Origin of the sequence: Microvirga lupini (assembly GCF_014191055.1) — a bacterium.
In the GTDB taxonomy this organism is placed as follows: Bacteria; Pseudomonadota; Alphaproteobacteria; order Rhizobiales; family Beijerinckiaceae; genus Microvirga; species Microvirga lupini_A.
Genome location: NZ_JACHWB010000003.1, coordinates 324106 through 337320, shown reverse-complemented (window position 1 = coordinate 337320; position 13215 = coordinate 324106). Strand labels below are relative to the sequence as shown.

Below are 13215 nucleotides of genomic sequence, written 5' to 3'. Positions count from 1 at the left end.
GCTGACACGAGGTCCGGTCCATGAAGGCGATGGTCCTCCACGAGGTGCGCACGCCACTCCTTCTTGAGGAGCGGCCCCTGCCCTCTCCGAACTTGGGCGAGATCCGCCTCGCGGTGGAGGCATGCGCCGTGTGCCGCACCGATCTCCATGTGGTCGATGGAGACCTTCCCAACCCGAAACTGCCCGTTATTCCCGGCCACGAGATCGTCGGTCGGATTGATGCTCTCGGTAAGGGCGTGACAGGCTTTCACATCGGCGAGCGGGTCGGCGTTCCTTGGCTCGGCCACACCTGCGGCCATTGCCCCTACTGCGCCTCTGGGCGGGAGAACCTATGCGACGAACCGCTGTTCACAGGCTACACCCGAGATGGGGGCTTCGCGTCCCACGCGGTCGCCGACGCGGCCTATGCCTTCCCCCTGCCGGACACCGGCATTCCCGTCGCTCTGGCTCCCCTTCTCTGTGCCGGCCTGATCGGATGGCGCTCCCTCGTGGCAACGGGATCCGCCAGGACGGTCGGCATCTACGGCTTCGGGGCGGCCGCCCACATCATCACCCAGGTCTGCACGTGGCAGGGCCGGCGCGTCTTCGCCTTCACGCGTCCGGGCGACGATGCTGCCCAAGACTTCGCCCGCTCGCTCGGTGCGGCCTGGACCGGGGGCTCGGACGAAAGCCCGCCCGAGCGGCTCGATGCAGCAATCATCTTTGCCCCTGTCGGGGACCTCGTGCCCAGCGCCCTCCAGGCTGTGGACAAGGGCGGTCGGGTCGTCTGCGGCGGCATCCATATGAGCGACATCCCGCAATTTCCTTACCGATTGCTGTGGGAGGAGCGGCAGATCCTGTCGGTGGCGAACCTCACCCGCCAGGACGCCCGTGATTTTCTGGCCATTGCGCCGAAGGCCCGGATCAGGACGGAAACGGTGACATACAGGCTCGAGGCCGCCAACGAGGCACTGGACGATCTTCGAGCCGGGCGCCTCCGGGGTGCCGCCGTTCTGATCCCATGATCGAGAAGTGCGGCTGCATTCATGAAGTGCGATTTTACTATGGAGGGAGAATACCATGCTGCAGAACATCCACAGCGTTCTGATCGGGATCACCGAGGAAGGCGAGGCCGAGGAGCGCTCCTCAGCCTTGGCCTATGGGCTCTCGCTCGCCCGTACGGCTGGAGCCCATGTCACGGTTCAGGCCGCCTCGCTGAAGCTGACCGTAACCCATGCCTTCATCAGCAACTTCGCCGAAGGGCTTGTCGCGGCCGAGAACCGCCGGCTCGACGCCCTGGCGCATGCTGTCGCTGACTCGTCGCAGCGGGCGGCGGCCGCCTCAGGGATTGCCTGCACCGCACAGGCACCGCACCTGGCCTATCCGGATCTGATCAAGAGCTTCGCAGCCCAGGCCCGGACCCATGACCTGACCATTCTGGACGCCGAGCCGATCTCCCTTGCCGTCGACCGCGGGCTGATCGAGGCGGTGCTCACGGACAGCGGGCGGCCTCTCATCACTGTGCCGCCGGGGCGTGAGACCTTTGCGGGAGACCGGATCCTTGTGGCTTGGGACGGCAGCGCCAAGGCCGCGCGGGCCCTCAACGACGCCCTGCCTTTCCTCCGGGCGGCCTCGCAGGTCGAACTGGTCAGCGTCACCGGCGAGAAGGACCTGGCGCACACCGTCCCCGGAGCCGAGATTGCTCCCCATCTGGCGCGCCATGGCATTCAGGTGAATGTCTTGTCTTTGCCTGCCCAGAATGGCGATGTGGCCGAGGCACTGCGCAATCATGCGCATCTGACGCGAGCCGACATGATCGTGATGGGCGCGTATGTGCATTCGCGCCTGCGCCAGATGATGCTCGGCGGCACGACCCAGTCCCTGCTCAAGGACTGCCCTGTCCCCCTGTTCCTGGCCTATTGAATGGGGGTGGGTCAGGTGTCCGGGAGCTTCGCTCATCCAGAGGAATTCGGATGTACAGAAACATCTTGGATGCGACGAAGGGCCGTCCTGTCTACCCGTGCCGTCGGAGATATGCCTGAGAGCGAATTGGATTTGGCGCGAGACGTGACCGGCGGGCGATTGATAGATAATGGATCTTCTAGCCAAAGGACTTGGGAGATCGTGCTGTGCAGCCGCAAGCCTCGCCAGTTCGCCGTGAGAAGGTTCTCCCGATCATCAACATTGTCTAACGGAATGCCCGTTTGGCTGAGGTCATACAGGAGACTGTCGAGGGGCACCTGAATTGGGGTCGGCGAGAGAACAGGCAACGTGTCCCTACAGCTGATCGGGCGCATCGTGATCACGAAGGCTCAGGTCCCCACAGGGCCCTCAGCGCATTCAGGATCACGGCGACATCGATGGCTTCCTGGATGAGGGCTCCCTGTACCGGCGTCAGATAGCCCAACCCGGCTACCACCATCCCAACGACCGAAAGGCCGATCCCGGCATAGACGCTCTGGAGCGCGATGCGTCTGGATCGCCGCGCCGCCTGAACCGCCACGGGGATCTTGTCCAATCGGTCGACCAGAAGAACGATGTCCGCCGCTTCTGCCGACGCGGCCGCACCCTTCGCGCCCAGGGCGACGCCAAGATCGGCGGCTGCAAGGGCCGGGGCATCGTTGACGCCGTCGCCGACCATCATGACGGGCCCGTGTCGCTTCTCCTCCTGCACGATGGCGATCTTCCTGTCCGGAGTGAGCTCGGCATGGACCGCGTCCAGGTGCAAACCGACTGTCACGGCTTCCGCCACGTCGCGGCGATCGCCGGACGCCAGGGTGATCCGGGCGATTCCCAGTCGGCGAAGGCTGTCGATCACCCGAGCGGCTTCCGAGCGCAGGGGATCCGCCAGGATCAGGAGCCCGGCCGGCTCGCCGTCGACCGCCACGGCCACCACGACAGAACCCACGGGATAGTGGCCGTCGGCGACCGCCCTGGCGGCATTCGGGACACGCTGCGAGAGAAACCGGACCCCGCCGACGACCACGCGCCGGCCATCGACGATCCCTTCCAGGCCCTCGCCTGGGACCTCCGCGACTGCAATTGGCGGCAGGAGATCGAGCGCCATGGCCTGCGCCTCCGAAACGAGAGCCCGGGCGATGACGTGCTTCGATGCCTGTTCAAGCGACGCCGCGAGTTGGAGGAGTCCTTCGGGCGATAGCCCCACCACCGGGCGGATCTCGACGATCCGCGCCTGCCCGTGGGTGAGAGTGCCGGTCTTGTCGATCACCAGCGCCTTCACCCGGGCGAGCGTCTCCATTGCCTTTCCGCCCTTCACCAGCACCCCGGCCTTCGCGGCACGCGATACGCCCGAGACGATGGCCACCGGCACGGCAAGGATAAGGGGACACGGGGTGGCGACGACGAGCACGGCCAGGGCCCGGATCGGATCGCCGCTCCATAGCCAGGCACCACCGGCGAGGACGACGGTCAGCGCCAGGAATGCCATGGCGAAACGGTCGGCAAGCCGTGTCATCGGAGCCTTCGAGGCTTGCGCGGCCTCAATCAGGCGAACGATGCCCGCATAGGTGCTCTCGGCGGCGCTATGCGTGGCCGAGAGGTCGAAGGCATCGCCAACGTTCGTCACGCCGCTCATGACCGGCTCACCGGCTTTTTTCTGGGCAGGAACCGACTCGCCCGTCAGCGCCGACTGATCCAGAACAGCCATTCCAGCGGCAACAAATCCATCGACGGGTACGACATCGCCTTGGCGCACGAGCAGGCGATCCTCTGGTACGACGGCGTCGAGTGGGACTTCCTCAAGACGACCGTCCCGATGACGCAGGGCTGTCCCCGGAACACGGGCGAGAAGCGCCGTCATCTCGCGGTTGGCGCGGCGCTCGGCGAAGCTCTCCAGGTACTGCCCACCGGCGTACATCAGGGCCACGACGACGGCAGCGAGGTGCTCCCCGAACACGAGAGCGCCGGCCATGGAGAGCGCGGCAACGATGTCGAGGCCGACATCCCCGCGTCGCAGGCTGGCAACGATCTCGATCAGCAATGCGCTCAGGACCGGAACGGTCGCTGCGGCCCAGATCGTCCCGGCCCATTGCCCACCTCCGACAATGCCCATTCCGAAGCCTAGGATCAGCCCCATCGCGGGCAACATGACCAGAATAGGGCGGATGAGCTTGTGAAGCTCCTGCAGCGAAGGAATCCTCGGCACGCGGAGAAACCGAGGTCGCGGCGAGGCTGACAGGCTGGCCTTCTCAACACTAGGCATCACCGGATCCGTTCGAGCACAAGGGTTGTCGCCCGTGCAGTGTCTGCATCAACCTTTGCCGATCTGCGCGGTCGGCAATCCGGCAAATCCAAGAGCCCATGCAAGGGTCACCAAGCCCTCTGGCCGAGGGTGCGCAACCGACCGCGCCAGGGAAGTTCGATGATTGCGATGCGCGTCATGCCGGTGTCCGTTGCTCATTGCTCGGCGTCCACGCGGACCGGAGCCGTTTGGCGAATCCAAACCAGCCGCCGGCCAGAACCGCGATGGTCAGGGTTGCTGCCAACCATGAGGGACTCGGCGGTGAAACCTTGAGGATGAAGGCCAGCGGCGGAACATAGATGATGATGGCGATGATGACGGCGGCTCCTGCTCCAATCCCCCAGAAGGCCAACCTTCTCCTGTCAAAGAAAGACGTTCCCGGCTCTGCCGCGTCGGAGAAGGCGAGGACGAGATTGCCGAGCACCAGCGCGGCGAACGCCGATGCCCGCGCCTGCATCTCGGGAACGCCGGCATTCAGCGCCCACACATAGAGGCCGAGGACGGCCCCGAGAACAACGGCCCCCTGGATGAACCCGAGCACGATCTGGGAGGTGCCGAAGAGCGGCTCGGCTGCGGGACGCGGCGGCTTCTCCATCGCATATCGCTCGCTGGGCTCGCCTTCGAAAACCAGGGAGCAGACAGGGTCGATGACGAGTTCCAGCAGGATCACGTGCATCGGATAGAGGATCGGCGGCAGGCTCATGACGATGGGCAGCAACGCCAGCCCGGCAATGGGCACATGGATCGCGGTCACGTAGGTCAGCGCCTTGCGCATGTTCGCGAAGATGCGCCGTCCGAGCCGCACACCTCCGATGATCGAGACGAAGCGGTCGTCGAGGAGCACCAAGTCGGCGGCCTCCCGCGCCACATCGGTACCACGTTGTCCCATGGCGATGCCGATGTGCGCTGCCTCAAGCGCCGGCGCGTCGTTGACACCGTCCCCGGTCATGGCGACGACCGCGCCGTTGGCCTTGAGGGCCTCGACCAAGGCAAGCTTCTGCTCCGGCATGATGCGGGCGAAGACCCGGATCCGTCGAGCCCGCTCCCGCAGGCCCTGGGGATCAAGTTCGGTCATCTCCTTGCCAGTCAGCACGCCGGCACTGGTGTCGATCCCAGCCTGACGGGCAATCTCCAGCGCCGTCACAGGATAATCGCCGGTGATCATCGCAACCGTGATCCCGGCCCGTTTCGCGTCGGCGACAGCCTGTGGGACATCGGCGCGGACCGGATCCGCAAAGCCGATCAGGCCCTCAAAGGTGAAAGCCAGATCCTCGGGAGCGGTTGCAGTGTCATGGGTGTTGCGGGCGGATGCCACGCCCAGCACCCGCAAACCGCGACCCGCCAAGTCGGCAACGACCTTGTCCATCCTCGCGCGTTGATCATCCTCCATGCGGGAGAGCCGGAAAATTGCCTCAGGGGCGCCTTTTGCGGCATACAGCACGCCGCCCGCGGGGTCAGGCCAGACCTGGATGAAGGCCAGCAACTCGGGCCGGAGCCCATAGGTGCGCAGCGGGGTCTCAGCCCAAGTCCCCCTGGGGAGAATACGCATCCCCGCTATGTGCACGGCCCTGTCCATGGGATCGACCGGGCGGATGGCGGACGCGAGCAGCGCCGTCCGCAGCGGCTCGACGGCAGCGGCGGGAGGCCTGTCGCTGCCGCGCAGATCCTGCACCTCCCCGCCTCGCCATATCGCGGCGACTTTCATCCGGTTCTCGGTCAGCGTACCGGTCTTGTCGACGCACAGGAAGGTGGCTGCCCCGAGCGTCTCGATCACTGCGGCACGACGCACCAGCACCTTGTGCCGGGCGAGACGAAAAGCCCCGAGCGCCATGAAGATCGCCAGCACCATCGGGAACTCCTCCGGCAGCAGCGCGATGGCCAGGGTAATGCCGGACAGCGCGCCGCCGACCCAGTCGTCCCGAAGCACGCCGTAGGCGACGGCAACGATGGCGCAGAACCCCAGCGCGAGAACGCCGAGTTTGGCGATCAGGGCGCCGGTTGTCTTCTGCAGCAGCGTCGGCTCGTCCTCAATGGCGGCCAGCGAAGCCCCGATACGCCCCAGTCGGGTCGCGGCACCTGTGCGCACGACGTGGACCATGCCCTGTCCACGCACATTCAGTGTCCCGGCAAACAGGTATGGCGTGTCGTCTCCCCCCGGATCCGGGTCGCTGGTTCCGTCAATCCCGCCGGGTGCAGGACGTTTGGACACCGGGACGGACTCGCCCGTGAGAGCAGACTCGTCGACCGTCAGCGCGTCGCCAGCGACAAGACGACCATCGGCGGGCAGCCGCTCCCCTTCTCCGACCAGGATCAGATCCCCCGGCACGAGATCGCGTGCCGGGATGCGCCGCTCGGTCCCGTCTCGGATCACCCGAGCGTACGGCTCCGCAAGCTCCCGCAGAGCCGCCAGGGCCCGTTCGCTCCTTGCCTCCTGCAGCACGACCAGCCCGATGGTCACGATGGCGCCGGCCATCATGAACAGGCCCTCGCCGATGTCGCCGAGCACCAGGTAAAGTCCCGCCGCGGCAAGGAGGAGCAGGAACATCGGCTCGCGCAGGATCCCGCGAACGATGTCGGTCAGGCCACGGGAGCGCTTCCCCTCGATGGCATTGGGGCCATACTGCGCGAGGCGGCGCTGCGCCTCGCCCTCGTCGAGACCTGTCAGCCTTGCAGGCACGACCGCGGCTTTATGCGCGCCATCACCGCTCGGTGCCGTTCGAACATCCACGGCCATGCCCGCTCCCGGTTGGAAGAATCCGCCTCAATGAGCAACCAGGATCGGACTTTCCGATGCGGTCAACATGTCCCGCGTCGCGCCGCCGAACACCTGCTCTCTCAGACGGGTGTGGCCGTAGGCTCCCATGATCACGAGATCTGCGGAAATGCGGCGCGCCTCGTCGATGATGACGTCGGCAACGTGGCGATCCCGGCTCTCGGAGGTGACGACCTCCGCAACCACGCCATGCCGGGCAAGATGAGCCACCACCTCCGTTACAGTCTCCGTGTCCGACGGAGGATCCACAAACAGGACAACAGTTCTGACAGCCTGCTCGATGAACTCCAGTCCTTCGCGCAGGGCGCGGGCCGACTCGCGGCTGCTGTTCCAGGCGACCAGCACGGTCTGGATCGGCCCCTGCCGGTGGCGCCCAGGTGGCACGAGCAACAGCGCGCGCCCGCTGCCGAAGAGCACCGCCTCCACCAAGTCCGGCCAAACCCCCAGCTTGGTATCACCATAGGGTCGCGTGGTGATGAAGAGGTCGGCGCAGCGGGCCTCGTCGGCCACTCTGCCGTACAAGACGCCGAATGTACCATCGAGACGACGCAGCTCGCCTGCTACCTGAAGGCTGCTCAGTCGCTCCGTCAGCCGCTTGGCCGTGAGATCACCATCCTTCAGAGCTTGGTCCTGAAGCTCCGTCAGAACCTGGATCGCGGCCGCGCCGCCATCCATGGGCATTGCGATGGTGAGATCAGGAAGCTGGTTGGTGAAGAGCCCGATCAGATGAGCCCGCCGAGCCGACGCAAGAGCCTGTCCATGTTCCAATCGGATCTCGTCCTCGGGACTTCCATCGAGATGCACCATGATGTCCTTGATCATCGCTCTCTCCCATTGTCTGTCCGGACACGGCACCGTGCCAAAACGACTATCGATCATCATGTGGTCGAAATCGGGGTGAATTCTTTGATCTGGCGCAATTTGCCCGAGTGCGTCCGGAGATAGTGTCAGATGGCCCACCCTTTTGGCACAGAGGGCAAGTCCCGGAGGCTGCGATGCCGTCCCACCCATCTGCCACTCTTGCCAAGGATCACGCGCCGAAGGCCCCGGCCAGACGGCACCCGACCCAGAAGCCAGATTTGCGTTCCTCCCCCACCATGCCCGCACCTATCCCCCCGGCCGAACAATCGGGTGACGCTCAACTTCACCACTTCCGAGATACTCTTGATCATGCCGCCCACGCGGGCCTGGCGCATCTCACGGGCGGCCTGTCGCCCGCGGCGCTCACGGCCGCCTACATGGATTGGGCCGTCCATCTTGCCATTTCCCCCGGCAAGCAGGTCGAACTCGCCGCGAAGGCAGCCCGCCAGTGGACCCGGTTGGCGCAGTTTGCCTCCCGGTGCGCCATGGATGGAGGAGCTTGCGAGCTCTGCATCGAGCCGGTGCCCCAGGACCGCCGTTTCGCAGGAGACGAATGGCAGCGTCCGCCCTTCAACATCATCCACCAGGCCTTTCTGCTGCAGCAGCAATGGTGGCACGACGCCACGACCGACATCGATGGCGTCACCAAGCAGCATGAAGCCGTCGTCGAGTTCCTGTCGCGCCAGATCCTCGACATGGCATCACCTTCGAACGCCGTGGCGACCAATCCGGTCGTCCAGCGGCGTATTCTGGAAACGGGTGGCCGGAACCTCGTGCAGGGAGTGCGGAACTTCGTTGACGATTGGGAGCGGGTCATCCGCTCAAGGCCCGCCGCGGGCACGGAAGCCTTCCAGGTCGGCCGCGATGTGGCCGTCACGCCCGGCGAGGTGGTCTACCGCAACCGTCTCATCGAGCTGATCCAGTATGCCCCAACGACCGACAAGGTCCGGCCGGAGCCGATCCTGATCGTGCCCGCCTGGATCATGAAGTACTACATCCTCGATCTGTCCCCGGAGAACTCTCTCGTCCGGTACCTGACGGATCAGGGCTTCACCGTGTTCATCATCTCCTGGAAGAACCCGACCGCGGAGGACCGGGATCTCGGGATGGACGAGTACCGAAAGCTTGGGGTGATGGCAGCCCTCGATGCAGTCAACGCCATCGTGCCCGACCGCAGGGTTCACGCGGTCGGCTACTGCCTCGGGGGCACGCTCCTGTCGATTGCCGCAGCCGCCATGGCGCGCGACAGGGACGAACGTCTGCAGACTGTTTCGCTGCTGGCGGCGCAGGCGGACTTCCGGGAGGCCGGGGAGCTCACTCTCTTCATCAATGAGAGCCAAGTCCACTTCCTGGAGGACCTGATGCGCAGCCAGGGTTACCTCGACACCCGGCAGATGGCCGGCGCCTTCCAGCTCCTGCGCTCGAACGACCTGATCTGGTCGCGCCTCGTGCGGCACTACCTGATGGGCGAGAGGACACCGCTGAACGATCTCATGGCCTGGAACGCCGATGCAACCCGCATGCCCTACCGCATGCACGCGGATTACCTGGAACAGCTCTTTCTCGACAATGATCTGGCCGAAGGCCGCTTCCGGGTGGACGGGCGTCCCATCGCCATCAGCGACATCCGGGCTCCGATCTTTTCTGTGGGCACAGAGCGCGATCACGTGGCGCCCTGGCGCTCGGCGTTCAAGATCCATCTCCTGGCCGACACCGACGTGACGTTTCTTCTCACGACCGGAGGCCACAATGCCGGCATCGTGGCCGATCCTGACCGGCCGGGAGGGCGCTTCCAGGTTCTGACGAAACCCGCCACGGGCCACTACCTGGATCCGGACACCTGGACCAGGATCACGCCCTGGCATGAGGGCTCATGGTGGCCGGCATGGGCGCGCTGGCTGGCCGCGCATTCCGGCAAACCGGTGAGCCTCCCCGGGCTGGGGGCGCCGTCCCGTGGCTACCCTGTCCTGTGCGACGGCCCCGGCACCTATGTCCTGCAGGACTGATCCCTGCTGAGCCTGCCGATGTGGTCACGGCGTGATGGCAACCTTGAGCACACCATCACGCTGATGGCCAAACAGATCGTACGCCTCCTCGATCTGATCGAGCTTGAAGCGATGCGTCACAAGGGGACGCGTGTCGACGCGTCCCGACGCGATCACCTCCATCAGGCGCCGCATCCGCTCCTTGCCGCCCGGGCAGAGCGTCGTCCGGATGGTGTGATCGCCGAGCCCGGCCATGAAGCCATCGAGGGGGATCTTGAGGTCGCTCGAATAGACGCCCAGGGACGACAATGTGCCGCCCGGCCGGAGCACGCGCAACGAAGCCTCAAAGGTCTCCTGCCGCCCGAGCGCCTCGATGGAGACGTCGACGCCCCGCCCGTCGGTAAGGCGCCGGATCTCCTCGACAGGATCGGCCTTGGTGAAGTCGACCACATGGTCTGCCCCCATCCGACGCGCCATCTCCATGCGCTTGGGTACGCTTTCGACCGCGATGATGGTCGTTGCCCCTATCAGCCGTGCACCGGCCGTGGCGCACAGGCCAATCGGACCCTGTGCGAACACCGCCACCGTATCGCCGATGCGGATGCGCCCGCTCTCCGCTCCTGAGAAGCCGGTCGACATGATGTCGGGGCACATCAGAACCTGCTCGTCGGTGAGCCCGTCCGGCACCGGAGCCAAGTTTGTCATGGCGTCGGGCACCCGCACGAATTCCGCCTGGCAGCCGTCGATTGTGTTGCCAAAGCGCCAGCCACCCATCGGCTTCCAGCCGTGCCGGGTGCCCGCCCCGTCCTGGGAATGGCAGCCGCACAGGCAGGCCGCGCTGTGCCCGCTCGGGGTGATCGCGCCGGCGATGACCCGCTGGCCCTCGCGATAGCCCTGCACAGCCGAGCCGAGCTTCTCAATCACGCCCACCGGCTCGTGGCCGATGGTGAGCCCACGGGCGACCGGATACTCACCCTTGAGGATGTGAATGTCGGTGCCGCAGATCGTCGTGGTGGTGATGCGGATGAGCGCGTCGAGTGGACCGATGTCCGGGATCGGCTTCTCATCCAAAACGATGCGGCCGGGCTCGACGAAGATGGCGGCTTTCATCCTGGGCATGAGAGTCCTCCCGGTTTGGTTCAGGTCGGGTGTGTTGGCCTCTAGAGCATCGGACCCAGCGGGCCACGCAGTGAAAACTGGATCCACTTTTCACTAACGTGGCCCTTCAGGTCGCTGGCGCAGCCCCCTGCGTCCACGCGATGCGCTAGGGTGTGCGGCATGAATCGTGGCTTGGTTCCCAGAGACCGGCATTGACGCGGATCAAAGCAGGTCGAGGAGCCGCGCCTCGCCGTAACGCAGGGCTGCCTCGTCTTGATGGCAGGCGCCCGCCCACCATCACAAGGGCTGGCCTTCAGCCGGATTTTGTGTCTTCGGATCGGTCCGATGGGCTCATCGACCCGGCTCTCCTTTCGCTGGCTGAGTCTTGGCTGATCGCGCCCCGGCCTTGGACCTGAATGCGGCGAGAGCGCTCCTGGCGTCCGGCCTTCGGCACGGTCACCGTCAGCACGCCGTTCTCGAAGCTTGCCTGGATCTGCTCTGAGTCGACAGCGTAGGGCAGACGCAACGAGCGCTGGAAGGTGCCGTATGAGCGCTCGACGAAGTGGAAGTTCTCCTTGTCGTCCTTCCGCTCGAACTTCTTCTCGCCGCGTAGCGTGAGCACGTCATCATCAAGGCTCACATCGATGTCCTGCTCGCTGACACCAGGCAGTTCCGCCGTGATGCGGATTTCCTTGTCCGTCTCCGACACGTTCATGCTGGCATTGATAAAATTGCTGATATCACCCTGGCCCTGGCTACCGGATGCGGCGGGCACGCTGGCGCCACGGAAAACATCATCGAAGAGGCGGTTCATCTCGCGATGAAGCGACAGGAAGGGATCACCGGGAAACATTCCGCCGCCGGGCCGGAAGGGAGTCACGGGATTGCGGGCCATTGTGCGTTCCTCCTCATCAACCTGCGATGCCGGGCGGGCGACGTCCCGCTCCGGAAGGGCAACACAACTCGGACTGGACAATATCGGATCCGGCATTTTCGCCATGGGAAACCAGAGCGAAAGCGCTCGATCCGATAGACAAATCATAATCCTCCGCAGACCGCCTCGGAAGGGGGATTAAGTTCCATGGCGCTGCGGCTCGGCGTCCGTCGACAGCCATGCGGCAGCGGCCGGCAGCACGGGCCGACAATGAACGGCCAGGCTAGGCGGTCTTCAGTGCCCGCAATCCTTGGAAGCGGTTGCCCCTTCAGCATGACCGCTCCCTTGCACGGCAAGATAGACCCCTTCCACATAGCCGATGAACCCGAGCTCTTGGCGGACATGCTCGCGGGCAACAGGCACGTCCGCCGCATCCATCGGCTCCTTGGGCCTGTCACCAGACGCGTGGGCAAAGCGCTCGCGCACGCCATGTTCAATCTCGCGCGCGAGAAACTCCAGGAGCGGTTCGACCTTGCCAGTGGCGAGCGCCTGCTCAGCCGCAGGAATCGCTGGGCCGAAATCGGTCCCTGCAGGCCTGAGGCCAGTGTAGGGCGCGCCTTCCCCGGCCCGATGTAGCCGCACGGCCGTCTCCATGAAATACCGGTCAGCCAGCCCCTTGGCGTCAGAGCCGCTGGCACGCACCGTCATGGCTTGGGAAAAGGCGGCCGTCAGCTCCGGCTCGGCAGTGGCCGGGACATAGGGCAGAACGGCATTGACGTTGTTGGTGTCCAGCGCCTGCAGCGCCGCTGTCGCGACAGGTCCGCCAATCGCGTCGCAATGGGCTTGGGCCGCGGCGGTGATGGTCAGGCCTGCGCCAAAGACGACCGCAAACAAAAAGGACTTGGGCATGATCGCCTCACTCCGTCCCAACTCTTGGGACAGATTACCCGAGCCCACACCGAATTTCGATGGGTCAAAGATGGGCGATTGCGCCCGTCGGAGGAGCAAACCATGGGCCGGGAGCTAGGCCTGCTCATCCTCGTCCTGCTGGCATCACCCACGCACCTGCACGCTCAGGAAACTGGGAATGTGCAGGCTGGTCGCCGATTGGCCCACGAGGTCTGCGCCCCTTGCCATGCGGTTGAGGCGGGCCAAGATCGTTCTCCCCACCGGCAGGCTCCACCGTTCGAACAAATCGCGCGGGTGCCTGGGATGACGACAACCGCACTGACAGTTGCGTTGCGAACGTCGCACGAGACGATGCCCAACATCATGCTGGAGCCGAAGGAACTCCGGGACGTGACCGCCTACATCACAAGCCTGCGAAACCGTCCTGCTCGGGACCAATCTCGGGTACCCTAAGCGGAGTGCGACTTTCCGCATT

General features: G+C 65.2%; 10 protein-coding genes. 4 read left to right on the top strand and 6 right to left on the bottom strand.

All coding sequences use genetic code 11. From position 1 onward, the window contains the following. The first annotated feature begins 20 nt into the window (after nt 1–20). Together FHR70_RS13145 and FHR70_RS13140 are read left to right on the top strand one after the other, a co-directional pair. The gene (locus FHR70_RS13145) at nt 21–1004 is read left to right on the top strand and encodes a zinc-dependent alcohol dehydrogenase family protein (protein ID WP_183450845.1); all 984 of its coding nucleotides are present in this window, start codon (nt 21–23) and stop codon (nt 1002–1004) included. A gap of 55 nt (nt 1005–1059) precedes the next feature. Beyond that, nucleotides 1060–1902 carry a universal stress protein gene (locus tag FHR70_RS13140; protein ID WP_183450843.1) on the top strand — a complete coding sequence of 281 codons (843 nt, stop codon included), beginning with the start codon at nt 1060–1062 and terminating at the stop codon, nt 1900–1902. Nucleotides 1903–2281: 379 nt separating this feature from the next. Here the strand turns inward: FHR70_RS13140 and FHR70_RS13135 are convergent, their stop codons facing one another. The 3 genes from FHR70_RS13135 to FHR70_RS13125 form a co-directional block, all read right to left on the bottom strand. Beyond that, nucleotides 2282–4087 carry a heavy metal translocating P-type ATPase gene (locus tag FHR70_RS13135; RefSeq protein WP_210277643.1) on the bottom strand — a complete coding sequence of 602 codons (1806 nt, stop codon included), beginning with the start codon at nt 4085–4087 and terminating at the stop codon, nt 2282–2284. Nucleotides 4088–4376: 289 nt separating this feature from the next. Further along, nucleotides 4377–6974, bottom strand: coding sequence for a cation-translocating P-type ATPase (locus FHR70_RS13130; RefSeq protein WP_183450838.1), 2598 nt, complete (start codon nt 6972–6974; stop codon nt 4377–4379). Between the two features lie 27 nt (nt 6975–7001). Continuing rightward, entirely contained in the window at nt 7002–7835 is an 834-nt protein-coding gene (locus FHR70_RS13125; protein ID WP_183450836.1) for a universal stress protein, read from the bottom strand. Between the two features lie 173 nt (nt 7836–8008). Here FHR70_RS13125 and FHR70_RS13120 point away from each other — a divergent pair, with 173 nt between their 5' ends. Beyond that, nucleotides 8009–9880 (top strand): PHA/PHB synthase family protein, encoded by a 1872-nt coding sequence (locus FHR70_RS13120; RefSeq protein ID WP_425487863.1) that lies wholly within the window; start codon nt 8009–8011, stop codon nt 9878–9880. A 24-nt stretch (nt 9881–9904) separates the two neighbouring features. Here the strand turns inward: FHR70_RS13120 and FHR70_RS13115 are convergent, their stop codons facing one another. The 3 genes from FHR70_RS13115 to FHR70_RS13105 all read right to left on the bottom strand — a co-directional run bounded on the left by FHR70_RS13115 (nt 9905) and on the right by FHR70_RS13105 (nt 12740). Continuing rightward, nucleotides 9905–10978, bottom strand: coding sequence for an NAD(P)-dependent alcohol dehydrogenase (locus tag FHR70_RS13115; protein ID WP_183450834.1), 1074 nt, complete (start codon nt 10976–10978; stop codon nt 9905–9907). A gap of 292 nt (nt 10979–11270) precedes the next feature. Continuing rightward, nucleotides 11271–11852, bottom strand: a complete 582-nt coding sequence (locus FHR70_RS13110) for an Hsp20/alpha crystallin family protein (protein WP_183450832.1) — start codon at nt 11850–11852, stop codon at nt 11271–11273. Nucleotides 11853–12125: 273 nt separating this feature from the next. Beyond that, nucleotides 12126–12740 carry a DUF6448 family protein gene (locus FHR70_RS13105; protein WP_183450830.1) on the bottom strand — a complete coding sequence of 205 codons (615 nt, stop codon included), beginning with the start codon at nt 12738–12740 and terminating at the stop codon, nt 12126–12128. Between the two features lie 198 nt (nt 12741–12938). Here FHR70_RS13105 and FHR70_RS24630 point away from each other — a divergent pair, with 198 nt between their 5' ends. Beyond that, complete coding sequence (locus FHR70_RS24630; protein WP_484502673.1) at nt 12939–13193, top strand: cytochrome C; 255 nt, start codon at nt 12939–12941, stop codon at nt 13191–13193. Nucleotides 13194–13215: the final 22 nt, after the last annotated feature.

Bases quoted from the DNA above. Each gene is read 5' to 3' on its own strand.
- FHR70_RS13120 (WP_425487863.1), top strand. From the start codon at position 8,009: ATGCCGTCCCACCCATCTGCCACTCTTGCCAAGGATCACGCGCCGAAG.
- FHR70_RS13105 (WP_183450830.1), bottom strand. From the start codon at position 12,740: ATGCCCAAGTCCTTTTTGTTTGCGGTCGTCTTTGGCGCAGGCCTGACC.
- FHR70_RS13110 (WP_183450832.1), bottom strand. From the start codon at position 11,852: ATGGCCCGCAATCCCGTGACTCCCTTCCGGCCCGGCGGCGGAATGTTT.
- FHR70_RS13145 (WP_183450845.1), top strand. From the start codon at position 21: ATGAAGGCGATGGTCCTCCACGAGGTGCGCACGCCACTCCTTCTTGAG.
- FHR70_RS13125 (WP_183450836.1), bottom strand. From the start codon at position 7,835: ATGATCAAGGACATCATGGTGCATCTCGATGGAAGTCCCGAGGACGAG.
- FHR70_RS13140 (WP_183450843.1), top strand. From the start codon at position 1,060: ATGCTGCAGAACATCCACAGCGTTCTGATCGGGATCACCGAGGAAGGC.
- FHR70_RS13135 (WP_210277643.1), bottom strand. From the start codon at position 4,087: ATGTTGCCCGCGATGGGGCTGATCCTAGGCTTCGGAATGGGCATTGTC.
- FHR70_RS13130 (WP_183450838.1), bottom strand. From the start codon at position 6,974: ATGGCCGTGGATGTTCGAACGGCACCGAGCGGTGATGGCGCGCATAAA.
- FHR70_RS13115 (WP_183450834.1), bottom strand. From the start codon at position 10,978: ATGCCCAGGATGAAAGCCGCCATCTTCGTCGAGCCCGGCCGCATCGTT.